Origin of the sequence: Sneathiella chungangensis (genome assembly GCF_009882935.1) — a bacterium.
Classification (GTDB): Bacteria; Pseudomonadota; Alphaproteobacteria; order Sneathiellales; family Sneathiellaceae; genus Sneathiella; species Sneathiella chungangensis.
In genome coordinates, this window is the sequence record NZ_WTVA01000002.1 from 239,552 (window position 1) to 264,376 (window position 24,825).

Annotated in this window: 24 protein-coding genes; 10 read left to right on the forward strand and 14 right to left on the reverse strand. The window is 52.9% G+C overall.

What is annotated here, in order from left to right; all coding sequences use genetic code 11:
• Positions 1-51: 51 nt before the first annotated feature.
• Positions 52-822, reverse strand: coding sequence for a class II aldolase/adducin family protein (locus GQF03_RS06090; protein ID WP_161338322.1), 771 nt, complete (start codon positions 820-822; stop codon positions 52-54).
• A 211-nt stretch (positions 823-1,033) separates the two neighbouring features.
• Between GQF03_RS06090 and GQF03_RS06095 the strand changes: the two genes are divergently transcribed.
• From GQF03_RS06095 to GQF03_RS06120, 6 genes are all read left to right on the forward strand, one after another.
• A complete protein-coding gene (locus tag GQF03_RS06095; RefSeq protein WP_161338323.1) occupies positions 1,034-3,394 on the forward strand; it encodes a methyl-accepting chemotaxis protein in 2,361 nt (786 codons plus the stop codon).
• A 324-nt stretch (positions 3,395-3,718) separates the two neighbouring features.
• On the forward strand, positions 3,719-4,513 hold the full coding sequence (locus GQF03_RS06100; RefSeq protein WP_161338506.1) for an ABC transporter ATP-binding protein: 795 nt from the start codon (positions 3,719-3,721) through the stop codon (positions 4,511-4,513).
• Positions 4,510-5,223 (forward strand): ABC transporter ATP-binding protein, encoded by a 714-nt coding sequence (locus GQF03_RS06105; RefSeq protein WP_161338324.1) that lies wholly within the window; start codon positions 4,510-4,512, stop codon positions 5,221-5,223. The genes GQF03_RS06100 and GQF03_RS06105 overlap by 4 nt, the downstream gene beginning before the upstream one ends.
• Positions 5,224-5,233: 10 nt before the next feature.
• A complete protein-coding gene (locus tag GQF03_RS06110) occupies positions 5,234-6,106 on the forward strand; it encodes a branched-chain amino acid ABC transporter permease (RefSeq protein WP_161338325.1) in 873 nt (290 codons plus the stop codon).
• 4 nt (positions 6,107-6,110) lie between these two features.
• Positions 6,111-7,106 (forward strand): branched-chain amino acid ABC transporter permease, encoded by a 996-nt coding sequence (locus GQF03_RS06115; protein ID WP_161338326.1) that lies wholly within the window; start codon positions 6,111-6,113, stop codon positions 7,104-7,106.
• Between the two features lie 69 nt (positions 7,107-7,175).
• Complete coding sequence (locus tag GQF03_RS06120) at positions 7,176-8,393, forward strand: ABC transporter substrate-binding protein (protein ID WP_161338327.1); 1,218 nt, start codon at positions 7,176-7,178, stop codon at positions 8,391-8,393.
• An 81-nt stretch (positions 8,394-8,474) separates the two neighbouring features.
• On the opposite strand, the gene GQF03_RS06125 is transcribed toward GQF03_RS06120, so the two are convergent.
• The 6 genes from GQF03_RS06125 to GQF03_RS06150 form a co-directional block, all read right to left on the reverse strand.
• On the reverse strand, positions 8,475-9,533 hold the full coding sequence (locus GQF03_RS06125; protein WP_161338328.1) for an alcohol dehydrogenase: 1,059 nt from the start codon (positions 9,531-9,533) through the stop codon (positions 8,475-8,477).
• 197 nt (positions 9,534-9,730) lie between these two features.
• Positions 9,731-10,216, reverse strand: coding sequence for a cupin domain-containing protein (locus tag GQF03_RS06130; protein WP_161338329.1), 486 nt, complete (start codon positions 10,214-10,216; stop codon positions 9,731-9,733).
• 19 nt (positions 10,217-10,235) lie between these two features.
• Positions 10,236-10,877, reverse strand: a complete 642-nt coding sequence (locus GQF03_RS06135; RefSeq protein WP_161338330.1) for a helix-turn-helix domain-containing protein — start codon at positions 10,875-10,877, stop codon at positions 10,236-10,238.
• Positions 10,878-11,095: 218 nt separating this feature from the next.
• A complete protein-coding gene (hspQ, locus tag GQF03_RS06140; protein WP_161338331.1) occupies positions 11,096-11,437 on the reverse strand; it encodes a heat shock protein HspQ in 342 nt (113 codons plus the stop codon).
• Positions 11,438-11,525: 88 nt separating this feature from the next.
• Positions 11,526-13,073: an AMP-binding protein gene (locus GQF03_RS06145; protein ID WP_161338332.1), complete on the reverse strand. Its 1,548-nt coding sequence runs from the start codon at positions 13,071-13,073 to the stop codon at positions 11,526-11,528.
• 294 nt (positions 13,074-13,367) lie between these two features.
• Complete coding sequence (locus GQF03_RS06150) at positions 13,368-14,441, reverse strand: DegT/DnrJ/EryC1/StrS family aminotransferase (RefSeq protein WP_161338333.1); 1,074 nt, start codon at positions 14,439-14,441, stop codon at positions 13,368-13,370.
• Between the two features lie 311 nt (positions 14,442-14,752).
• Here GQF03_RS06150 and GQF03_RS06155 point away from each other — a divergent pair, with 311 nt between their 5' ends.
• The gene (locus GQF03_RS06155; RefSeq protein WP_161338334.1) at positions 14,753-15,655 is read left to right on the forward strand and encodes a DMT family transporter; all 903 of its coding nucleotides are present in this window, start codon (positions 14,753-14,755) and stop codon (positions 15,653-15,655) included.
• Here the strand turns inward: GQF03_RS06155 and glpD are convergent.
• Both glpD and GQF03_RS06165 read right to left on the reverse strand, forming a co-directional pair.
• The gene (glpD, locus tag GQF03_RS06160) at positions 15,633-17,156 is read right to left on the reverse strand and encodes a glycerol-3-phosphate dehydrogenase (protein ID WP_161338335.1); all 1,524 of its coding nucleotides are present in this window, start codon (positions 17,154-17,156) and stop codon (positions 15,633-15,635) included. The genes GQF03_RS06155 and glpD overlap by 23 nt on opposite strands.
• 127 nt (positions 17,157-17,283) lie before the next feature.
• Positions 17,284-18,048: a DeoR/GlpR family DNA-binding transcription regulator gene (locus tag GQF03_RS06165; RefSeq protein WP_161338336.1), complete on the reverse strand. Its 765-nt coding sequence runs from the start codon at positions 18,046-18,048 to the stop codon at positions 17,284-17,286.
• 218 nt (positions 18,049-18,266) lie between these two features.
• On the opposite strand from GQF03_RS06165, the gene GQF03_RS06170 reads away from it, so the two are divergent.
• The 3 genes from GQF03_RS06170 to GQF03_RS06180 are packed head-to-tail and all read left to right on the forward strand — an operon-like array spanning position 18,267 to position 20,508.
• Positions 18,267-18,971, forward strand: coding sequence for an ABC transporter permease (locus GQF03_RS06170; RefSeq protein ID WP_161338337.1), 705 nt, complete (start codon positions 18,267-18,269; stop codon positions 18,969-18,971).
• Positions 18,965-19,684 carry an ATP-binding cassette domain-containing protein gene (locus GQF03_RS06175; protein ID WP_161338338.1) on the forward strand — a complete coding sequence of 240 codons (720 nt, stop codon included), beginning with the start codon at positions 18,965-18,967 and terminating at the stop codon, positions 19,682-19,684. Before GQF03_RS06170 ends, GQF03_RS06175 begins: the two co-directional genes overlap by 7 nt.
• Complete coding sequence (locus GQF03_RS06180) at positions 19,681-20,508, forward strand: ABC transporter substrate-binding protein (protein WP_206376351.1); 828 nt, start codon at positions 19,681-19,683, stop codon at positions 20,506-20,508. Before GQF03_RS06175 ends, GQF03_RS06180 begins: the two co-directional genes overlap by 4 nt.
• Here the strand turns inward: GQF03_RS06180 and GQF03_RS06185 are convergent.
• The 5 genes from GQF03_RS06185 to GQF03_RS06205 form a co-directional block, all read right to left on the reverse strand.
• The gene (locus GQF03_RS06185; protein WP_338401307.1) at positions 20,505-21,173 is read right to left on the reverse strand and encodes a 2-hydroxychromene-2-carboxylate isomerase; all 669 of its coding nucleotides are present in this window, start codon (positions 21,171-21,173) and stop codon (positions 20,505-20,507) included. The two genes, GQF03_RS06180 and GQF03_RS06185, sit on opposite strands and share 4 nt — an antisense overlap.
• Positions 21,109-22,608, reverse strand: coding sequence for a glycerol kinase GlpK (glpK, locus tag GQF03_RS06190; RefSeq protein WP_161338340.1), 1,500 nt, complete (start codon positions 22,606-22,608; stop codon positions 21,109-21,111). Before glpK ends, GQF03_RS06185 begins: the two co-directional genes overlap by 65 nt.
• Positions 22,609-22,701: 93 nt before the next feature.
• Positions 22,702-23,550, reverse strand: a complete 849-nt coding sequence (locus GQF03_RS06195) for a class III extradiol dioxygenase family protein (RefSeq protein ID WP_161338341.1) — start codon at positions 23,548-23,550, stop codon at positions 22,702-22,704.
• A 1-nt stretch (position 23,551) separates the two neighbouring features.
• On the reverse strand, positions 23,552-23,908 hold the full coding sequence (locus GQF03_RS06200; RefSeq protein ID WP_161338508.1) for a protocatechuate 4,5-dioxygenase subunit alpha: 357 nt from the start codon (positions 23,906-23,908) through the stop codon (positions 23,552-23,554).
• A 23-nt stretch (positions 23,909-23,931) separates the two neighbouring features.
• Positions 23,932-24,819 (reverse strand): amidohydrolase family protein, encoded by an 888-nt coding sequence (locus GQF03_RS06205; RefSeq protein ID WP_161338342.1) that lies wholly within the window; start codon positions 24,817-24,819, stop codon positions 23,932-23,934.
• Positions 24,820-24,825 lie beyond the last annotated feature (6 nt).

Below are 24,825 nucleotides of genomic sequence, written 5' to 3' on the forward strand. Positions count from 1 at the left end.
GTGCCGGTCTTCGCCTCAAAGAAAGCTGGCCCATTGTTGCCGATCTGGGTATCAATCCGCATATCCCGGAAGTTGCCTGTCCAGTTTGCGTAAGAGCGCGTCCCAGGCAATACCGGAAACGGAAGGCAGCCCATTCTCACCCTGTTTCGCCGTGATCTCCTTAACCGCGTCAGAGGGATAGTGCAGCTTGCGGGCGCCGGCCAGACTCGCTACTTGCATTTCGCAAGCCCGCTCCAGGAAGTACATGCTTAAGAAGGCGTCCTGAACGGTCGGGCCGAGGGCAAGCGTGCCATGATTCCAGAGCAACATCAGGTTCTTGTCGCCAAGGTCTTTTTGCAGCCGCGGACGCTCGTTATGGTCAAGTGCAATCCCTTCATATTCATGGTAGGCAATCTGCTCGCGGATGACCAAGGCAGTCTGATTGAGCGGCAACAACCCTTCTTCCTGCGTTGCCACGGCTGTCCCCGCCGGCGTGTGCAGGTGAATGACACATCCCGCGTCGTGGCGAACTTCATGCACCGCAGAGTGAATGGTGAATCCCGCCGGGTTCACCGCATAGTCGCTGTCGCCGACGACATCCCCGTCCATATCTATCTTCACCAGGGCCGAGGCGGTGATTTCCTCAAACATCATGCCATAGGGATTGATAAGGAAGTGCCCTTCGTCTCCGGGCAGACGCGCAGAAATATGGGTGAAAATCAAGTCATCCCATCCGTAGAGCGCCACAAGACGGTACGCGGCCGCGAGATCGACACGGATTTTCCATTCCGCTTCGCTGACCTGATCTCGCAATTTTGGTTTTTTCAATGTTGCTACGCTCATGGGTGTCTCCTGTATTATTTGCCGACCGGGCCGTCACCGCCGGAAGCAGGAATGCGGCGCAGTCAAAGGCAGTATTTTTTCACTGATCAATGTAGCGCCATTTTGCGTTCATGGCCAATTTCCTTTCGATTGGGCCACGCATAACCCGTTGTTAATATTTTTGCGGTAATTGTGGTTAATTCATTGCAACTGATGAGGGGCCAGACGCCTAATGAACCAGATGTTGAAAAAGGTAACGCAGCTTTTTAAGAAAAAAGACAAAGCTTTAGAAGAGGTTGTCGAGAGTGAGGGAGAGGTTACTTATTCCAGGTTTGGGATCGGACCGAGACTTATCGCATCATTTTCCATCGTCGCGGTATTGACGGTAGCTATATCGGTTTTGAGTTGGGTCAGCCTTGGAACCCTGACCTCTGCCGAGAAGGAACTTATCGATCAAAAGGTGCCGGCGATCACGCTCGCGCTGAACCTCGCAAACGAGACGACCGCGCTTGCTGCGGCAGCCCCACAGCTCAGCAATGCGAAGACCGAGGCCGAACGCAAACAAAACTACAAAGGTATAACGAATGCGGCTGAAAAGGCGGCGGAACGGTTGAATGCGCTGCGTCAGTATATGAGCGAGAATGAATCGCTTCAGAAAATTGATACAGGCCTTACCCAAATTCAGGCAAGCCTGACGCGTCTCAATGAACAGGTTCAAAAGCGCATAGAATATGCAAATCAGTTGAACACGACATCCCCGCGCCTTTCCGTTGCGCGCGACATTCTTGATACCGGGCTGAGCTCCCTTCTGCTTCCTCTCAGAATGCAGGTGATAAAAAATTCCGATGAGTGGAACGACTTGCTTGCGAAATCTGTTGACCAGGCGCTCACCGGCATAAAGCCGGATTATGATACCAACAAGCTATCTGCGGAAGTTATGAGTGTACTCCGCTTTCAGGAAGACATTTTTTCCTTCAAAAGCGGCGGCTACCAGATGCTGAGTTTGTTGACGGAAGGCCTGCAGGCGAGCGATGTCGATGCGGTTAAAGATCTGGAAGCCGTTTTCCTGTCGTCGATCGCCTCGATGGGAACGCCGCTCGATGCAATTGAAGAAAAGACCTCGAAAGCCCGCGTCAAGGAGCTGTCGGAACTGTTCGAGGATTTCCTCTCAATGGGCGTCAAGGATAATACCGATAAATCGGTCAATATTTTTAAAACGCGAGCTCTCGAACTTGAAGCGGCGAAAGCGGCACAGGGAATTGTCGGTGAAAGCCGTTTTCTTGCCGGGATTCTTGTAAAGAATGTTCATACATTTACCGATGAAGTTCAGGAATCCTTGGGCGTCGCGGCCAAGGAAAATGAAGCGCTTTCCAACACGACGAAACTGACCTTGTTGATTTGTGCGCTTGTCGCCCTTGTTGCAACAATTGCCATCGGTTGGTTCTATGTCCGGCGCAACATCATTCGTCGATTGATGCTGGTGGTCGCGTCTGCGGACCGCCTGTCTGAAGGCGATCTTGCCTCCAGCATTTATCGTGAAGGCAATGATGAAATTGCGCGGATGGGCTATGCCCTCGTTGGCTTCCGTGACACAGCCCGTGAGGCGGAAGCCGCACGCGCTGAAGCGGAAGTTCAACGCCAGAAGCGAGATGAGGAAAAAGCGAAGCGCGAAGAAGAACAGCGTGAGGCCGAAAAAGCGGCCCGCGAAGAGCGCGAACGGATTGAGCGCGAAGCCGCCGAAAACAAGGCGAAGGAACGCAATCAGCTCGCTGATTCCTTTGAAGGCAGCGTGAAGCATCTTGTTCAGAAGTTCGCCGCCGCCGCGTCTGAAATGACGGAAATGGCAACCTCGATGACCCGCTCCGCTGAGGATACGACGCAGCGGTCGGCAACTGTTGCGTCTGCGTCGGATCTCGCTACCTCCAGTGTGAATTCGGTTGCCGCCGCAACGGAAGAACTGACGTCTTCGATCAATGAGATCAGCCGTCAGGTCAATCAGGCGGCAAGCATCGCCGGGGAGGCGGTGTCCGAAGCCGAGCGGACGAATATCATGGTGACGTCCCTCAATGAGGCCGCTGCCAAGATTGGCGACGTTGTCGGTTTGATCAATGATATTGCGGGCCAGACGAATCTTCTTGCGCTTAACGCGACAATTGAAGCGGCCCGGGCCGGAGATGCCGGCAAGGGATTTGCGGTGGTCGCCAGCGAGGTTAAGAATCTCGCATCGCAGACGGCCAAGGCGACGGAAGAGATTTCGGAGCAGATACGGGCTGTCCAGGAAGAAACCGGAAACGCCGTTGGCGCCATTGGCGGTATTACGACGACAATTGGCAAGATCAACGAGATTGCAACCTCCATCTCCGCCGCTGTGGAAGAACAGGGGGCCGCGACGGGCGAAATCAGCCGTAGCGTGCAGCAGGCAGCGGAAGGATCGCAAGAAGTTTCCCAGAACATCAATTCCGTTAGAAATGCCGCTGAATCCACCGGAAAAACAGCACAGGAAGTTCAGGAAGTTTCAGATGGAATCGCAAAGGAAGTCACGGAACTGGATCGGGAAGTGGAGAGCTTCCTTGCGCAGATCCGAGCGAGCTAATTCTTGAAATAAATAACAAAGGCAGTATTTACGGAAGCAATATCCGGAAAAAATACTGCCTTTTATTTTGCTATAATTTGCCCGTAAAAAAAGAATATAAATATAATTAAATCTCCTAATTTTCCTTACGCATTCAAAAACAACAATTTTTTTTGCTGGCCAAACAGAAATTATTGAGTCACAGTTAGCGCACAAAAAAGAAGAATAACGTTTTAACTGGGAGGTGGACGCCTAGGCGTCCGGAAGCGTTTTCATAAGTTGCATGAACATGCATCTGGGAGCTTATGCAGCCATTAGTTATGAGTGAACAAAAATACCGATAGTTTGGCGTCTGCGGACGTTTCAGCGACGGATGCTCTTCTGAGTGTTCAGGATGTCAGTGTGCATTTCGGAGGCATCGTCGCTTTGGATGGTGTATCATTCGATATACCCTCCGGACAGATCGTTGGTCTGATCGGACCGAATGGCGCTGGAAAGACGACGCTATTCAACTGTATCAGCCGACTTTACAATGTGAATTGGGGCGATATTTTATTCCGTGGCCAATCGATCCTGAAAAGCCCGGTGCATAAAATGAGTTCGATCGGCATCGGTCGCACATTCCAGAATCTGGCGCTTTTCTCAAATCTTACCGTTTTGGACAATGTAATGATTGGCGGGCATTCGACGGCAAAGTCGGATTACCTGAGTAATGCTTTGCATTTGCCTTGGATTAAACGAGAGGAAAAGAATTTGCGTGCCCGCGCGCTGGAAATGTTGCGGTTCATGGAACTGGAACATACGGCCCTGCAACGCATTGGCGATCTCCCGTTCGGCATTCAGAAACGCCTTGAAATTGCCCGCGCGCTCGTAAGCCATCCCAAACTGTTGTTGATGGATGAACCTGCAGGGGGCCTCAATCACAACGAACTGTCCCTGCTGGTGAATACCATCCGACGCATCCGTGACGAATTCGGAACCACCGTCCTGCTTGTCGAACACCATATGGGGGTCGTCATGGAGGTTTCGGAGAAGGTTGTTGCTCTCAACTTTGGCCGGAAGCTGGCGGAAGGTGCGCCAGCAGAAATTCAGCAACATCCCGATGTTATTGAAGCGTATCTGGGGACGGGCAAAAAATGAGTCAGATACTTGAAGTAAAAGGGCTTGAAGCGTCTTACGGCCCGACCAAAGTCCTGCACGGGCTGGATTTCAGCCTTGATCAGGGCGGTGTGACGACCATCCTCGGAGCGAACGGTGCCGGAAAGACAACAACCTTGCGGGCGATCAGCGGAATGGTCACGCGCAGCGGAAAGATAAGTCTTGCCGGTACGGAGCTTTCGTCGCTGTCGACGGCGGATATAACCCGTCGGGGAATTGCGCATGTGCCGGAAGGACGCGGGACCTTCGTCCGGATGTCAACAGAGGATAATCTGCGCCTCGGGGCATACAGCCGAAATGACAAGGCGGCGATCGCCGAAGATATGGAACGCGTTTATACCTATTTCCCCATTTTAAAGCAGCGGCGCGGCCAGCAGGCCGGCACGCTGAGTGGCGGCGAGGCACAAATGCTGGCGGTCGGCCGCGCGCTGATGTTGCGTCCGCGACTGTTGCTGCTTGATGAACCGTCCTTCGGTTTGGCGCCGCTGATCGTCCAGGAACTGTTCGCGATTCTGAAAAGGATCAATGACGAGGAGGGGGTGAGCATGCTGCTGGTTGAGCAGAATGCGGCACTGGCCCTTGAGCTCGCGGATCATGCTTATTTGCTGGAGACTGGCAATATCGTCATCTCTGGCACATCAGAATCTATTTTGGAAAATGAGACCGTTCGCCGGTCCTACTTAGGGTATTAGGAAAACTCCCATGGATCTTTTTCTACAGCAAATACTGACGGGACTCGCGAACGGCGCAATTTATGCCTGCCTGGCTCTCGCGGTTGTCATGATTTACCAGGCAATCGATCATTTTAACTTCGCCCAGGGCGAAATGGCCATGTTCAGCACTTATATCTGCTGGGCGATGATCGCCGGTGGCTTGCCTTACTGGGTCGCTTTTTTTGCAACGATCATTATCTCCTTCGTTGGCGGTCTGGCGATTGAGCGCATTATCTTCAAGCCGCTTCATAGCGCCCCCGTTCTAAGCCATGTCGTTGTTTTCATTGGTCTTGTTGCCATTTTTAATAGTACCGCCGGCGCGATCTGGGATCATACGATCAAAACGTTCCCGTCGCCTTTCCCGGATGGGTCCTTCGCCGGTCTGATCGGCCTTCATGAGATCGGTATGTTTTTCGTGACGCTGATCATGCTGCTCGGCATCTTCGGTTTCTTCCGCTTCACGCGAATTGGCATGGCCATGCAGGCGGCGGCGGCAAATCCGGATTCGGCCGGGCTGGTGGGAATTCGTGTCGGTTGGATGCTGGCCCTTGGATGGGGCCTTGCGGCGGCCATTGGCGCCGTCGCGGGCATGATGATTGCACCAATCGTTTTCCTCGATCCCAACATGATGCTGGGTATTCTTCTATATGGCTTTGCCTCCGCCATTGTCGGCGGAATCTCGAGCCCTGGCGGGGCGGTTGCGGGAGGGTTTCTCGTCGGCATTATCGAGAATCTGGCGGGGACTTACATTCCGGCCATCGGAAGCGAATTGAAACTGACGGTTGCTCTTATTCTTATTGTAACAGTCTTGCTCTTTAAGCCGAACGGATTGTTCGGCAAAACAATTGTGACCAGGGTATAGCGACATGGCGACAGATGTAGAAACGCGTGCGGATCCAAGACTGACAGTCGGCGCAAAAATCCCTATCAAATTGGTCGGGCTGTTCATCATTATCGGTGCAATTCTTCCCTTCTTGCTCGGTGGATATGCGAATTTCCAGGGCACGCTGATAATGATCTACGCGATAGCAATCCTCGGCCTTAACCTTTTGACGGGCTTTAACGGGCAATTTTCGCTCGGTCACAGCGCCTTTTATGCGGTCGGTGCTTATACAGCGGCCATTCTGGTCTATCATCTTGACTGGCCGGTATATGTGACCATTCCGGTTGGCGGAGTTGTCTGTTTCATCGCCGGATTTCTCTTCGGCTTGCCGGCGCTGCGTCTAGAAGGACTTTACTTGGCCCTTGCAACCTTCGCGTTGGGTGTCGCGGTGCCGCAAATCCTGAAATCGTCGCATCTGGAAGGCCTGACCGGCGGCGTTCAGGGGCTTGACGTATTCCGTCCGCCGGTTCCGGAATTCCTGCCGTTGACGATGGACCAATTGTGGTATTACATCGCGTTCGGCGTCATGTTGATCATGTTCTGGATCGCCTGGAACCTGATAAACAGCAGGACAGGCCGCGCCATGATGGCAATTCGCGACAATCCCATCGCGGCCAAATCGATGGGCGTAAATGCGTCCCTGTACAAATCGCTTACTTTCGGTGTCAGCGCCTTTTATACAGGAATTGCCGGGGCCATGGCGGCGATTGTCATCGAGTTTGTCGCGCCGGATAGTTTTACCTTCCAGCTTTCAATCCTGCTGTTCATCGGCATGGTCGTTGGCGGGACAAATTCCATCTGGGGCGCAATTTTCGGCGGCTTTTTCATCCTTACTGTCCCCAATTTCGCCGAAGAAATTTCGACAGGTCTTTCTTATGCCATTTTCGGCGTTATTCTTATACTTGTCATCTATGTCTTGCCCTCTGGCGTAGCGGGTTTGGTGAATCTACTGAGGGTTCGAATTAGGAAATTACTTTGACCTTTCAGTTGTGTGCGTGAAGAAGAATCGTATCAACGATACGGAAATTAAATAACAGGAGGTACCTTTATGAATACCGGGAGAAAATTATCACTAACGATTGCGGCCGTTGCCGCGCTGGGAATGGTGGCCACATCCGCCCTTGCCGACAAGATGTATGGGCCGGGTGTTACCGACACATCCATTAAAATCGGCAATACCAATCCTTACAGCGGTCCAGCCGCCGCATATAGTGCGATTGGTAAATCGATTGCTGCTTATTTTGACAAGATCAACAAGGAAAATGGCGGCGTCAACGGTCGTATGATTGAGTTTATTTCATTGGACGATGGCTATAGCCCGCCGAAAACGAAAGAACAGACTCGTAAGCTGGTGGAACAGGACAATGTGCTTCTTGTCTTCCAGGGACTGGGAACGCCGACGAATTCCGCCGTTCATAACTATATGAACCAGAAAAAGGTTCCCCAGCTGTTTGTCGCCACGGGCGCGACGAAATGGGGTGATCCGGAAAACTACCCTTGGACGATGGGCTGGCAGCCAAGCTATCAGACCGAAGGCAAGCTGTTCGGTGCCTATATCATGGAAAATGTGAAGGATCCGAAAGTTGCAATCCTTTATCAGAATGACGACTATGGTAAGGACTATGTGACCGGTCTGAGAGACTATCTCGGCGATAAGGCGGACTCCATCATCGTCGCGGAAGAAAGCTACGAAGTTACCGATCCGACGATTAACTCCCAGATGATCAAACTGAAAGACAGCGGCGCTAATGTCTTCTACAATGTATCGACGCCGAAATTTGCGGCGCAGGCCATCAAGAAGTTCCGTGAGCTGAACTGGGATGCGGTATTCCTGAACAACTCGGTTTCCAACTCGGTTGGCGCGGTTTACAAGCCGGCCGGTCTTGATAACTCCAAAGGGATTATCTCTTTACAGTATTTTCAGGATAACACCGATCCGAGCATCTTCGATACAGAGCCTTACAAGAAGTGGAAGGCGTTCATGACCGAATATTATCCGGATGGCGATCTCAGCAGCTCCTTCACTGTTTATGGCTATCTGGTTGCTCAGACCTTGGAGCAGGTGCTGAAGCAGGCTGGTGACAACCTGACACGTGAAAACGTTATGAAGGAAGCTGCCAATCTGGATTTGGAACTGGATATGATGCTGCCAGGCGTTAAAATTCAAACGAGCCCGACGGATTTCTTCCCGATTGAAGCGATGATGCCGATTGAATTTGACGGCGAAAAATTCGTTCCTATCGGCAAGGTCGTTTCCGTGAACTAATCAGTATCGGATTAATGATACAAAAAGGGCAGAGGGTGGAAACATCCTCTGCCTTTTACTTTGTCTGAAGGCCTGTTGGCTTCAGGCGGTGGGGCTCAAGACGACACGTCCCTTGATTTTGCCCGCCTGAAGATCGGTAAGGGCGCTATTGGCTTCGTCGAGCGGCCGGACTTCATAGGGGATAGGTGCGACCTTCCCACCCCGAACCAGCTCCATCAGTTCATGCATCTCCTCAAGAGTGCCAACATAGGATCCCTGTATCGTTCGCATCATTAAGGGAAGCATAGCGATCGACAGCGGCATGGAGTCGCCGAACAGGCCGACGGTAACCATATGACCGCCTTTTCGTAAGCCGCTAAACCCGAATGAAGCAGTCGCCGGGGCGCCGACGAAATCAATGGCACCGGCAGCACCGCCCCCTGTCATTTCCTGTAGCTGTTTGAGCGCTGCATCGGGATCACTGTTATCGATGGTTGCATGGGCGCCGGACTGGCGGGCGATGGCGCGTTTGGTATCGTCTATGTCGGCGACAATAATTTTCGCCTTTACGACGCTGGATGCGAAATGCACGGCAGATAGGCCGACCCCACCCGCGCCGATAATCACGAGATGGTCATCCTCCTTCAGGTGGGAGAGCTTCTTAAGCGCGCTATAGGCGGTCAGGCCGGAACAGGCATAGGTGCAGGCCAGTTCTGTCGGGACGCCGTCATAAGGGATCAGATACTTCGGATGCGGCGCAATAACTTCGTCGGCATATCCGCCGTTATACCGCGTTCCCACTGTCAGGGGCGACATGCAAAGTAGTTCGTCGCCCGCCTTGCAGACATTGCATTTTCCGCAACCGATCCAGGGAAAAACGATGCGTTTATCACCAATCTCGACGCCTTCCGCGTCGGGGCCGAGCGCGGCCACCTCACCGACAACTTCATGTCCAAGCGTGAAGGGAAGTGACATGCGCTGAAGCAGGTCCATTTTCTGACCGTTTCCAAGATCAAAGAACCCCTCCCAGATATGCAGATCGCTATGGCATACGCCGCAAGCCGAGACTTTTAGTAGCACCTGCGTGCCCGTTGGTTCCGGTGTCGGATAATCGCGTGCCTGTAACGGCTCGCCAAACTGGATGATTTGCTGGCAGTGCATTTTCTACTCTCCCTGTTGTTCTTATTGGTTTCTTCTTTGCAGATGGTAGCGGTTATTCAGCGTTTGAGCTAGATGCTACATACTTAACCCCTTGCAGAAAGTAAGCGGAATTTCCGACCAAACTTCGTCAGGAACGAAGTTTCGAAACCTGTCATATCCTTATGCTATGGCAGATAAAGATATATGAACCGAACAGCTCAGAGGTCGACACGTTCTTCGCTGACGGTTTTGCGTTTTTCCATATTAAAGCGCCCGGCATAGATCGGTCGTTCTCCGGTCGTTGGGCCGGGATACTGCACGATGAAAATATCCCCACCTGTCTCGGTTTTTAATTCGCCCTCAAAATGCGGGTCGGGGTGAAACAGCATGGATCCGGGCGTACATTTCTCGCCATCGATTAAGAATTCACCCTCCATGATATACCAGACTTGCGCAAAACCATGATAATGCTCGGGATGGTACGCGCCGGGTTCCAAACGAAGGATGCCGGCATTGGGCTCGGTTGGCCGGTCGGGGTTCGGATGAAAAACCATTTTTCCGGTTTCTCCCGGCCAGCGAATAGTCTCCCAATTCAGATCATCAAGATGGCGGACGATATAAGGTAGATGGTCTTTGCGTGATGCGTCGCGCGTTGTTTTCAGTAAAGCATTCTGTTCAGCCGTATCCGAGACTTCCTTGCTCATCGATTACCTCTCTTTGTTATCAAGTGGAATTTTTTGATCTGGGACTTTTGGACGCCATTAACTGCCACCAATCCGGTGATTTCTGCACCTCGGAGGATTTCGTAACCGTCATCAGGACATGTGCTTCCTTATTGCCGGCGTTTTCGGCGCGATGCGGCTGCTCTGAGTCTATGAAGATTGCGTCGCCAGAGGACAGATGATGCTGCTCCTCTCCAACAATGAACTGGATTTCTCCAGACAGCACATAACAACATTCCTGGCCCGCATGAGATACGAAAGCCTCCATTTTGTTTTGCATCGGGAAAATAAGGTAAAATACTTCCATTTGATCTTGCGGTTTGCCGCCACCCAGGTGATGCCATCGATATCCGCTTGTATCTATTTCTTGCGGTAAACTCTCTTTGGCGCGATGTACCGACACCTTTGTTTTTTGCGCCCCCGCGTCTCCATCGAATAAGTCATGAAGGCTTAACCCCAAAATATCGGTCAGTTGGATAAGATTGGCAATCGATGCCGATGACAGCCCTCTTTCCAGTTTTGAAAGAAAGCTTTCAGAAAGGTCCGATCGCTTGGCAATATCGGCGAGTGTTTTTCCCGTCGTGACGCGCGCCGCGCGAAGCCGCTTGCCGATTTCAGCGGTTTTGGTTGCTACCTGGTCCATATTTTTCTCCTAATATCAGGTTATATTAAATTTCATATGAATCAATATAAATTTCATACTATGACATATTCGGGAGTCGTAAGACCACGGCTCGTGAGAGTGAAATTGATGTCGGATGGCCCATGCGCGGGCGCTCTTAACTGGAAATAGCAGTCTCTACGAGGTTTTGATGGGGATGTTTCGTCTACGATAAAATGAGATGGCTGCTTATTCTGATTTCACGATTGCAGACGGTTGCTGAACAGATAGCGCCCATCCCGGAGTTCCGAGAAGTAGTCCTTGACTGCCGGATGGGATATCGGCTTGCCACTATCGTCAATTAGCAGATTTTGCTCCGACACATAGGCTTCATAGGTCGTTTGCGCATTCTCCGCAAACAGATGGTAAAAGGGCTGATCCTTCTTCGGGCGGACTTCTTCCGGGATCGATTGCCACCATTCCTCGCTGTTGTTGAATGTGGGATCGACGTCGTAAATTACGCCGCGAAAGGGATAAATCCTATGCTTGACGATTTGTCCGATCGCAAACTTGGCCGCCCTGACTTGTGAATCCTTGGTCATGGACTGTAATAATAATGCAGATTGATCGACGGGCAAGCTCTGAAAGGACGAAATCCCCTTTATCGCGAAATATATAAGACCGGTTCGTTCAGACAATCTTGCTTTTCTTGTCTCCCCAATATCGATCTCGCAACAGCCGCTTGTAAAGCTTGCCTGTCGGCAGGCGTGGCAGCTGTTCCTCAAAATCAAAGGAGCGGGGGCATTTTTGCGGGGAGAGATGCTCATGGCAGAATTGATCGAGCTCGGACGCAAGTTCTTCTCCCGGGGCGATACCGGGCATTGGCTGAATGACGGCCTTTACTTCCTCGCCGAAATCTTCATTCGGGACGCCGAATACAGCGGCATCGGCAACTTTCGGATGGGTGATGAGCAGATTTTCACATTCCTGCGGATAGATATTGACCCCGCCGGACACGATCATGAAGGTGGCCCGGTCGGTCAGGTATAGAAAACCGTCCTCGTCGATATAGCCCATATCGCCGACCGTGCTCATGGTGCCATCGGGGGAGAGAGCTTCCTTTGTTCTCTCCGGATCGTTGAAATATTCAAATTCAGTGGCGGTTTTGAACCAGACCGTGCCCGGGGTGCCGGTCGGGCAGGGGTTCATCTCTTCATCCAGAATATGAAGATCGCCGAGAAGGACCTTTCCGACGGAGCCGGGATGGGCGAGCCATTCTTCACTGTTGCAGGCGGTAAAGCCAAGGCCTTCGGTTGCGCCGTAATATTCGTGGATAATCGGACCCCACCATTTGATCATGTCCTGCTTGACCTGGACCGGGCAGGGGGCCGCGGCATGGATGGCGATTTCCAGGGAAGAAAGATCGGCTTTGTTGCGCACCGCTTCGGGCAGCTTCAGCATTCGCGAGAACATTGTCGGGACAAGCTGGCTGTGCGTTACCTTGTACTTACCGATCAATTCCAGATATCGCTCGGGATCGAAGCGTTCCATTATAATGACAGTGCCGCCGAACCGGATCGCGAAGTTGACGGCCGCCTGCGGCGCGGAATGATAAAGCGGTGCGGGTGAGAGATACACCATATTTTCGCGGTAGTGCCAAAGCTTTTGCAGGAAGGTATAAAGCGGTATCTGTTCAAGGGGATGATTATCCGGCATCGGCCGCAGGATGCCTTTCGGCTGGCCCGTCGTACCGGAGGAATAAAGCATCGAAAGGCCCAGCCGTTCATGGTCAAGTGGCGTTGCGGGGCAATCCGCGGTCGCTTCCTGCAGGTTTATGAATTGATCGTCTGTTGGCCCATCGACAACAATTCCCGTAATGACATTGGGGCAAGTTTTCAGGGCCTCACGGGCAACGTCACGTTTTGCCTGCGACGTAATGAGAATTCTTGATTCGCTGTTATTGACGATAAAGGCAAGTTCTTCTGCCGTCAGGTAGGAATTGATGCAGGTATAATACAGACCGGATCTTTCTCCAGAGCCGCAGCATTCGAAATACCAGGCATTATTTTCCATAAAAATCGCGTAGTGATCCCGATGTTTCAGTCCCTTTCGGTGGAGCCAATGAGCGAGTTTATTCGTTCTTGCCTCGTATTCCGCGTAGGTAACTGTCTCGCCGGTGAAGGCCATGATAAAGGCTGGCCGGTCGGGATTTTCCTGCGCAAATTTCCCTGGATACATGCTGATTTCTCCCTTTTTTATTCTTCCTTTTTTGGGAAGTGATTTTCCGAAAGGATAGGTTGCGGGAGGGGCAACTGCAACAATTTTATATCGGGATGATTCTCGAATTATTAGAGAAAAGGACCGCCGTCAGGCCAATCACAGGGCGCGGGTTATGCGCGTTTCTTTTTGAAATTTTGACTATTCGGAGGCGGCGGGAAAACAAGAGCAAACGCGCCGCCATCGGCATTGGCGGCGCAAATGTATCTCGGCAGAAGCCATCTTACGCCCAGGGCGCAAAGTGACCTGTCTTCTTTATGTCCCGGTCCTGACGGCCGTTTTCGCCGTAAGCCGCGATAAATCCTCCAGCAGCTTTTCGTCATTCACCAACGCGACGTCCGGATGGCAGGGGATATTGACCAGTCGATCGAAGATCTCCAGGCAATTCGGAGTTTGTGCAAGTGGCTGATAATATTTCGACAGCATCAAATGTTGAGCTGCGTCGATATTCTCTTCCAGAACCTTGTCCGATCCACAAAAGGGGAGGCTCGTCGCCGGGATGTTATCATCAAGTGGATAAAGCGGAGTCAATCCGACTTTGGCGGCAATATCGACCACCCTCGCCGTTTGCTCAAGATACAAGGGTTTCCAGATATGGCTGTGGTCAAGGCGGTCAATCTGAAACGCGCAGGCAATATCCGAAACCTTTCCGTTGTTGATCCAATGGCGCTTTTCGACATCGGTCAGGGGAACGTAGTTCAGGAGATTGTAAATCGGTTCCGCTTCATCTTTTGGCGACAGAATAAGACCGCCCTCTCCGGCGCCATAGGGCTTCGTATGATGCAGGCTGAAGCTCTGGTACGGCCAATCCGGCAGATGTTCGTTAAGGCCGGCAGCATTATCGATGAGCATGAATTTACCGGACTTTTTCGCATATTCGATGAAGGGGCCGAAATCGGACCAGGCCCCAAATGGGTTGGTGACAACGAATCCGTCAAAACTGTCCGAAGGGAGCTCACCCAAGGCTTCCAGGCTCAATATTCCCTGCTTGGTGCAATCGATGAATTGCATGTCACAGAAATAGCCCCGTCCAAGATTGCTGAAGCTGAACGAACTCGCGACCCAGCGGATGGGTCTGCCGAATTTAATTTCAAGGAATCTGGCGATCGCTTCCAGACCAATTCCGCCATTTGCGCAGGGCGTGATGGCCTGCTCTGCCGGAACATTCATATGCGCTTCATACTTTTCCGCAAGCATATGGTATAGCGGACCACGGTTCGCCCATAAATTGGTTTCAATGCAAAGCTCAAGAAGCTTCGCAATGTAATCCATGTCCGGCCGTTTGCTCTCGACGAACGGCATCTTTGTCTTAGAGTTTGACAGTTTCACGATCGTTGCCACCTTGGTTTAAATTTCGTTGTCCGACATGCGAAAAAGCATCAAATACGCATAAATCAAAATATAAGAGAAAATTCTGAAAATTTGATTAGCAACCAAATTTGATTTTTCAGTATAGGAAGCTTAACAGCGGCGTCCCAGAATTAAATTACAAACAATACACGTATGGCAGGCAATCGTGTTTGCAATATAGGCTCAAATGCAAAATTTACTGTCGCCACTTCAGATGTTTACCCTATTCATAGCTTGCAGAGACCGTCAATATAGAAATCGCGCGAAACCAACAGGACAAAGAAGCCCGCATGCAAAATAATTCTGCGCAGACGAAAAACGGAAAGATTGGAAGCGGCGATTTGTATCTTATCGGCGCGGTTTTTGCCTGGGGGATCAATTTTCCTTTTGCGAAATACGTTCTGGAGTATATGGATCCGTTTGTATTTTCGGCAACGCGCTATGTCGTCGCGCCTTTTTTGCTGTTTGTTCTTCTCTGGTTCCGGCGGGCCCCCATTGCGATCACGAGGCAGGAAGCCGGAATGCTCGTGATCATAGGCCTTCTAAGTGTCACCATGTTTCAGGGGGGATGGGCCTATGGCCTGAGCCTGACCTCGGCCTCCAAGGCATCGGTATTGATAACGACATCGCCCATCTTTGGCGCCCTTATTTCCGCAGCGACCGGCAACCGGCCCGGCGTCAAGGCGTGGCTCGGCATTTTGCTCGCCTTTCTCGGTGTCGTGGTGGTGATTAATAATAGTCTCACAGAAATTACCCTTGGTGCCGGAACGTTTCTTGGCGATTTGCTGATCATTGGCGCCTCATTCATGTGGGCCGTTTATACATTTGTTTCGGGGCCCCTTGTCGCAAAACGCGGCCCCCTTCTGGTAACTGCCTGGGCGATGCTGTTTGGCTCCATAATCCTTATTATCGTGGGCTATTTCGGTCTCGTGGCCCAGGACTGGGGGAGCATTCCCGTTCTGGGATGGATGGGCTGGGCATCGACAACCATTTTCGGTGCTGCCCTTGCCTTTGTCTGGTACTGCGCCGGAATTGCACGCATCGGGGTGACAAAGGGGATGGTTTACAGTTTTTGCATTCCGGTGGTCGCCATATTAAGCTCCGTTATTCTGCTGGATGAGGTGATTACGCCGGTACAGATTTTTGGCGCCGTAATCGTTCTTTTGGGAGTTAAGCTGACGCGGTCTGATTGAGCCGCGTGTTCTCTTCCCTCATCCATGCCTGCAATTCGGCAATCTGCTGTTCGGTAAGGCCAATTCCGAGCTTGGTTCGCCGCCAAACTATGTCTTCGGCCGTTTGCGCCCATTCATACATCATAAGATAGCGAACCTCAGCCTCCGTCAGGCCGTTACCGAATTCCTTGCCGAGGTCGTCCTTGCGGGACGCTTCGCCCAGCAAATCGAAGAGGCGGGTGCCATAGGCTTTTGTCAAGCGCATGGATTGCCGGCTGTCGAGAAAGGGGTATTTTTCGCGCACCTTGTTCAGGAGATCCGCGAATCCCTCAATCGGGAAATTGCCGCCCGGCAGCGGCGCCTTTATGGTCCAGGGCGCATTTTTTCGGCCAAGCTTTTCTTCGACTTTTTCAAGCGCAGCCTCGGCAAGTCGGCGGTATGTGGTAATCTTACCACCAAATATATTCAGAAGGGGCGGGCCCGTTTCTTCGGATTGCCAGCGCAATACATAGTCACGGGTTGCTTCCTGCGCTTTGCTGGCACCGTCGTCGAATAAGGGGCGAACGGCGGAATAGCTCCAAACTACATCGGACACATCGACAGGATTTTTAAAATACTCACTGGCCGCCATGCAGAGATAGGTTATTTCCTCGCCGGTTATCGCTACGTTCTCCGGGTCCCCGTCATAATCCTCGTCCGTTGTCCCGATCAGCGTGTAGTCCTGTTCATAGGGAATGGCGAAAATGATCCGGTCGTCGGCATTCTGGAAAATATAGCATCTGTCATGATCATAGATTTTCGGAACAATAATATGGCTGCCCTGGACCAGACGAACGTTATGCGTCGATGCTGTATGGGACGCGATATCAATCACTTTGTCGACCCATGGGCCGGCAGCATTCACTATCATGCGCGCCGTTCGGACGGCTTTCTCGCCACTCAGGACATTCTCGAGCGTCACATGCCAAAGGCCGTCTTTCTGCTCAAGCGCGGCGCATTTTGTCCGTGTTTCAATGACCGCCCCCCGCTCTGCGGCATCCATCGCATTGAGAACGACGAGACGAGAGTCGTTCACCCAGCAATCCGAATATTCGAATCCCTTCGTAAACTCGTCCTTCAGCGGAACCCCGGGGAGGGAGTCCTGAAGATTCAGCGTTTTGGTCGACGGCAGTACCTTGCGTCCGCCGATATGATCATAAAGAAAAAGGCCCAGTCTCAGCAGCCACGCCGGACGCAGCCCCTTATGGTGCGGAAGCACGAAGCGAAGTGGCCAGATGATATGGGGCGCATTGGCCCACAATACTTCCCGTTCAGAGAGCGCTTTCTGAACAAGGCGGAATTCATAATGCTCCAGATATCTAAGGCCGCCGTGGATTAGCTTGGTCGAGCCCGAGGACGTTCCGCTAGCCAGATCGTTCATCTCGCACAGGGCGACCGAGTATCCACGGCCAGCCGCGTCACGGGCAATGCCGCAACCGTTAATGCCGCCGCCAATGATGAACAGATCGAAATCCGGGGTCACAATTCTCAGCTTTCCTGGAATGCGAAAAAAATACGTTGGTAATAACGAAAACAACTATTCTATAAATGAAAATAAAAAGAAAATAAAACGAAAATATCCTGAAGAGCCGAATTTCCTCACCGTAGGCTCACAGCGCAACTTCGATAACGCGAACATCTCCTTCGGCGCATATCTCGCGAATGGATGGTTCGGTAATCCTGTCTGTTACGAAGGTATCGACGTCAGTCAGCCTGGCGATCTTGACCGGGGCGCGGCGGGCAAATTTTGTTGAATCGGCGACAAGAATGACATGGCGCGCATTGGCGATTATGGTCTGCGCGACTTTCACTTCGCGGAAATCGAAATCTAGAAGAAAGCCATCCGGATCAATAGCGGAGACCCCGATAACGGCATAGTCGACGCGAAACTGATTGAAGAAATCGATTGCCGCTTCCCCTACGATTCCGCCGTCGGAATGACGGACGACACCGCCGGCGATTGCCACTTCGAAAGAGGGATAGAGGCGCAAATTATTGGCAACGTTGATATTATTCGTCACCACCATCAATCCCTTATGGTTGACGAGGCTATGTCCGACGGCTTCGGTCGTCGTGCCGATATTGATAAACAGGGAGGCGTTATCGGGAATGATCCTGGCGGTCTCCTGACCGATTGCCGCTTTCTCCGCAGCGGCGATCTGGCGTCTCGCTTCATATTCGACATTCTCATTCGCTTCGGGGAACAGGGCCCCGCCATGAAACCGCACAAGGACCCGATTGGCGCAAAGAATGTTGAGGTCCATACGGATCGTCTGCGGCGTGATGTCGAAATGAGTCGCCAACTCGTCAACCTGAACCCGTCCGCGGGCCTTGGCCAATTCAACAATCTCAGCCTGCCGGGCCGTCAGATGCATTTACAATTCTCCCGTTTTGCGCCGAGTATACTGACATTGTGGAATCAATACGAAAAAAATTGAAAAGAAAGTCGTTCATGGAAAAACAAGTTTCGCAAATTTGTCGGATGGTTATGGTCATTGGGAAAATCTTGGATTAGAACTTCAAAAACTTGCGGCGGGATCAGGGAAGGGCATGTGGCATATAGGTAATTCAATATTGGCGCCCCACGTTCGCGATGAATGATCTGCTCGCAGGATTAATGGCCGCGATTGATCTGATCATCCATCTTGACCGTGATCTTGTCGAAATCTCCCTGCGGTCGTTGCAGGTGACAGTGACGGCCGTGTTTATCGCTTCGCTTGTCGGGCTTCCGTTCGGTGCATGGCTTGCCGTAACGCGCTTTCGCTATCGCCGATTGGCGATTGCATTGCTTAACGCGTTGATGGGGTTGCCACCCGTCGTCGTTGGCCTTGTCGTCTATATCCTGCTCTCCCGCTCAGGCCCATTCGGCGTTTTCAATCTCTTGTTCACGCCGACAGCGATGATCATTGCACAAATAATCATTGTCACGCCGATAATCGCGTCCCTCTCTCATCAGTCGATGCGTGATCTCTGGTATCTTTATCATGATCTTCTTATTTCCATCAGAACCTCCAAATGGCAGCGTATGCGGACGCTTCTTTGGGATGGTCGGCGCAGCCTGCTAACGGCTACGCTGACGGGTTTTGGGCGGGCGATCGGCGAGATAGGCGCGATCATGATCGTTGGCGGCAACATCGATCATCTGACCCGCGTACTGACGACGGCCATTGCACTGGAAGTCGGCAAGGGTAATTTCCCGCTGGCGCTTGGGCTCGGAATTGTTCTGATAGCCATGGCGATCCTGATCAATCTGGCGATCCATATCCTGTCGCGAACAGAGCGGGAGGGAACATGGTAGATTCAATCCTTCCCGTCGTTCTTGATCAGGCAATCGTCCGGAAAGAAGGACGGCAGATCGTCGGCCCGCTCAATCTTACATTTGGGAGGGAAGGTGGATGCAGTATTCTCGTCGGGCCGAATGGCGCCGGCAAAACAACCTTACTCCGGCTGATGCATGGGCTGGAGAGGGCAAGTGAAGGCCGGGTGACTTGGTCGGCCCGGAAAGACACGGTCTACGCACGACAATCCTTCGTTTTCCAGGCACCTGTCGTTCTGCGCCGTTCCTGTCTTGAGAATATTGCCTATCCGCTTTTCGTGCGGGGCGTGCAGCGCGAGAAGGCGCGCGCCGAAGCAGCGAAATGGATAGAGGATATCGGGCTTGCAGAAGTTGCGCATAACGATGCCCATGTTCTTTCGGGCGGCGAGAAACAGAAACTGGCGATGGCGCGGGCGCTGATTACCAAGCCTGACGTCTTGTTCCTTGATGAGCCGACAGCCAATCTTGATGGTGCGTCAACCCAGGAAATCGAGCGGCTGATCGCTTCCGCCGTCCAGTCGGGCACCCGCATTGTGATGGCAACCCACGATTTCGGTCAGGCCCGCCGACTCGCCACAGACATACTGTTTATGTATCGTGGCCGCATTCACGAACATGCGGCTGCCGATATTTTCTTCGGCGGTCCGGCCACGGACGAAGCCGCGAAATTCATGAAAGGAGATTTGCTGATATGAAGTTTCGAACCCTGATTACAGCGTTCGTTATGCTGACCATGACGACAATTGCTGCGTCCGCCGATGAAATGAAAATGGCCGTGACGACGTCATTTCATAATTCCGGCCTTGCTGAAATTCTGCTTCCTGAAATCAAGAAAGATCTCGGGCTTGATGTCCATCTTCTTGTGGTTGGGACGGGTCAAGCGCTAAAACTTGGTCAGGCGGGCGACGTCGACGCAATACTGGTTCATTCGCGCGCCGCGGAAGAAGCCTTTGTCGCCAAAGGGTTTGGCTCCCATCGGCGCGAGATCATGTATAATGATTTCATTCTTGTGGGCCCGAAAGACGATCACGCGGGCATTTTAACGGTCAAAACTGCCGCAGATGCAATGACGTTGATTGCCGGAAAAGAGGCGATTTTTGTGAGCCGCGGCGATGACAGCGGCACTCATCGCAAGGAGCTTGCGCTCTGGAAATCGGCCGGACTTGATCCCGCAAGCTTTACCGGCAACTGGTACCGTGCGACAGGGTCAGGCATGGGCGCAACGTTGAACACGGCAAGTGCCATGAATGCTTATGTCTTCGCCGACCGTGCAAGCTGGCTCAATTTCGGGAATAAGGGAGAGCTGGCGTTGCTCTTCTCCGGCGATCCCGTGCTCTTTAACCAATATGCCTATATTCCGATCAATCCGGAGAAACATCCACATGTGACAAAGGAACTCGCGGCCAAGCTCGAAACCTGGCTTGTCAGCGCAAAAGCGCAAAGGATGATTGGCGACTATGAGATTGCCGGTCAGCAACTTTTCACACCGAATGCCGGAACGCTCGACAGCGACAGCTAGATTTTCAGGGTATGCGCAATCAGTTCAAGGCGGTCCTGCCCATAAAACATGTCGCCATCAACAAAATATGTGGGGGAGCCGAAGATCGACCGATCAATGGCCTCCTCAGTATTTTGCCGGTAAATCCTTTGTACCTCCTCGGATCCGGCCGCACCAAGCAGGGGGGCCGGATCAACGCCGGCCCGGTGACCGATCCGTCTTAGGTCATCGGGGTTATCAAGATCGAAGTCGTCGACCCAATGGGCCCGCAGCATTTCATGGGCGAGTTTGTCGATATCGACAACTTGCACTAAACCGGCAATCAGCATGCAGTTTGACAAGGTAATGTCATGCGCATGGTACCTGGGTGTTCCCGTCATGACCGGAATGCCACGATAAGCCGCCCAGCGCTCGATCTCCCGGCCGAAGAAATAGTCCTTATGGGCGTTGGACCGGGCGGCGAATGGCTGGGCGCCGGTCGTCGTCAATAATTTCCTCAGGTCAAACGGTTTATGGTCAATTTTCCGGCCTGAAGCGCGTGCTATCCGCAGTAATTCTTCATGTCCAAGATAGGCGAAAGCGGAATATCCCGCGTAAAAATACTCAATTGACGACAATGTTCTAATCCGATCTGTAGTTCGTGAGTGTGCGGCGCACGGCGTCCTGCCATTCCGCATAGGCGGCATCCCGGTCCTGCGCGGACAGGGAGGGGGAGAATCTCCTGTCCCGTCGCCAACTCTTGGAAAACTCGTCGACCGAAGGATAAAATCCCGTTTGCAATCCCGCGAGATAGGCGGCGCCGAGTGCGGTCGTTTCCGCGGAGACCGGACGATCAACAGGCGCGCCAAGAATGTCGGCAAGACGCTGCATGGTCCATTCTGACGCGGACATTCCGCCATCGACGCGCAAGACCGTCTCATAGCTCTCCGTAAAGTCCCCCCGCATGGCGGTCAGCAGATCGCGGGTTTGAAAACAGACGCTGTCGAGCGCCGCACGGGCGAACTCTTTGGGGCCAGCGGCGCGGGTGAGGCCATAAATCGCGCCGCGGCAATTCGCATCCCAATAGGGGGCGCCAATCCCGACGAAGGCCGGCACCATAATAACGCGCTGGCCGGGATCGGCCATCTTCGCGAATTCACCCGACTGGGCGGCGTGCTCTATGATACCAAGCCCGTCGCGAAGCCATTGAACGGCGGCGCCGGCAACGAAAATCGAACCTTCGAGCGCGTAGGTCGGCTTACCGTCGAGCTGATAGGCGATTGTCGTGAGCAGTTTGTTGTTGGAGGTGACGGGCACCGCCCCCGTATTCAAAAGCGCGAAGCAGCCGGTACCGTAAGTCGATTTCATCATGCCGGGTTGGAAACAGGCCTGACCCACGGTTGCGGCCTGCTGGTCGCCCGCAATGGCGGCGATTTTTGTCGAGCCCCCGAGAATAGCCGGATCCAGCATTCCGTAATCCGCGGCGCAGTCCTTGACTTCGGGCAGGAGGGATTTCGGGATATCAAGGATGTCCAGAAGCTCGTCCGACCATTCATTGCGGTGAATGTCATAAAGCAGTGTCCGGCTCGCATTTGTTGCATCCGTCGCATGCACCTTGCCGCCGGTAAGGCGCCAGAGTAGGAAACTGTCGATCGTTCCGAAGGCAAGCTTTCCGGCCTCCGCCGCCTCGCGTGCGCCCTCAACATACTTGAGAAGCCAGGCGATTTTCGTTCCCGAGAAATAAGGATCAAGCAGCAGTCCGGTTCTTTTCGCGAACTGGGATTCCAGCCCGTCTTCCTTCAGCTTTTGGCAGAAATCCGCCGTCCGACGATCCTGCCAGACGATTGCATTGTGAATGGGCTTGCCGGTTTCGCGGTCCCAGATCACGGTCGTTTCACGCTGATTGGTAATGCCGATCCCGGCGATATAGTTGATTGTCGCTCCCGCTTTTTTAAGCGCTTCCTTCGCCGTGGCGACGGTTGTCTCCCAGATTTCTTCCGGATTATGTTCTACCCAGCCGGACGCCGGAAAATGCTGCCGGAACTCCTGCTGTCCGACAGCCACGGGCGTATAATTCTGATCAAAAAGAATGGCGCGGCTCGAGGTCGTGCCCTGATCGATGGCGAGGATATATCTGGTCATTCGTAATTCTGCTCGTCACGTTGTTTTATATTCCCTGTCGCGGGATTTTGACATGTGCGAAAGCGATATGCCAGCCCGATTTGTTCGCCCGCGTCACACGGCTTCGTTCTCGAACAGAATGACGCCCGCCGCCGTATTGGAAATCGGGATATGATAGTTGCGGGAAAGTTCCCTGATATCATTCCCGAGGGCACCTCGCATGATCAGCCACATGATCATCTCCACGCCCTGGGGGCCGACCTTTTCCGCAAGTTCATAGTTGGAATATTTTAGCAGCCATTCCGGATCGTCCTTGAGCCGGTCGAGGAATTCAGTATCAAACTCACGGTTCGTATGGCCGGCACGTTGCCCGTCAAGCTGGTGAGAGAGGCCGCCGGTGCCGAGGATAACGACATCCAGATCCGCTTCGTAGGAGGCAACGGCGCGACCAACCGCCTCACCGAGTTTCAGGCAGCGGCGGGCCGTCGGGAAGGGGTACTGGACGACATTTACGCAAAGAGGAATAACCTTGACCCGGTCTCGCCCCTGCTGCCTTGGCCACATCAGCGACATGGGAACGGTGAACCCGTGATCAACCTTCATTTCCTGACACATGGTGATATCGAATTCATCATGGACCAGACTGTCGATCAGGTGCCAGGAGAATTCCGGGTCGCCCTGAAACGGGTCGAGCGGTTTGAGGCCCCAGCCTTCATCCGCATTCTGGTATTCCGCGGCGGCGCCAATGGCGAAAGTTGGCATGGCATCAAGGAAGAAATTCAGGCCATGATCGTTATAAACAAGGATGGCGACGTCGGGTTTTTTCTCCTCCATCCAATTCCAAACAGGCTCGTAGCCCTTGAAAAAGGGTTGCCAGTAGGGATCCGATTGCAAATTGCGTTCGATCGCATTGCCAATTGCCGGAACATGGGAGCTTCCCACGCCGCCGATTAGTCTGGCCATTTTATGTCTCCCCTGCAGCAAGCAGTTTCGCCTTGAATTCTTCCAGGCTGACGCCCGCCTGCTGTGCGCCGATATCCTGCATATTGAGGCCAAAAATTCCCGTAAGCTTGGCGAGGTAATAGATGTTGCCACCCAACCCCAGAAGCTTCAGGACATCGCGTTCCTTGACGGCCGCCCGCTGATCGTCATTGAGGCCGTACTTATCGCAATATCCGTCTTCATCTTTCAAGAATGCGTCGCGGTTCTCCGCCTTGTTAAAGGAATAGCACATCTTGTTGAGCTGATAGCCCCTGATCGCCTGGCTGCCATCGAAAATTATGGTTCCCGGAATGGGCCTTTTACCCTTCAGGCTGCGCATGGTCATTGTAGGTCTTCCTTCCTTCATCTCTCTCGCGTCTCGTCCGGCCAATACAGGCGCATGGGATTGTCGACCAAAAGTTTCTCTCTCGCCTCGGCCGTGACCGCAATTCGCGGAATGACATCGACCAGTACGCCCTCATCCGGCACATGGGATTTCATATTGGGGTGCGGCCAATCCGTGCCCCAGAGCACGCGGTCCGGAAAAGCGTCGACCAGATGTCGGCCAAACGGAATGACGTCGTCATAGGGCGGTCCGGCGATCGTCAGACGTTCAGGGCAGCTCACCTTCGTCCAGAAATTTTCATGGTCGCGAAGCAGGCCGACGAACCGCTGGAAGTCAGGGTGATCAACGCCCTTTGCGACATCCGGTCGGCCCATGTGATCAACGACCACAATCGTCGGAAGCTGTTTCAGGAAGGGGATAAGGTCTTCGAGATCCTGCGCTTCGAAATAGACAACAATATGCCAACCTAGATCCGCGATCCGCTCAGCGATGGTGAGAAAAACCTCTTTCGGTGTCGCATCGACAAGGCGCTTGACGAAATTGAAGCGAACTGCCCGCACCCCTGCTTTATCCATTTCGGCAAGAGTGTCGTCGGTGACGTCCTTGCCGACGACCGCGACGCCGCGCGCAAGCCCGTTTGAGGATTTGAGCGCATCCATAAGCGCATCATTGTTCCGGCCGTGGCAGGATGCCTGAACGATTACGTTGCGAGAGAACCCCAGATAATCGCGAAGTTCGAACAGTTTGGCCTTGGGTGCGTCGCAGGGCGTATATTTCCGTTCGGGCGCATAGGGGAATTTGTCGGCAGGCCCGAAGACATGGCAATGCGCGTCGACTGCCCCCACCGGCGGCCGATAGGCGGGTTTCGACGGGCTGGGGTGAAAAGGGAGATAATCGGGATCCATTTTTTC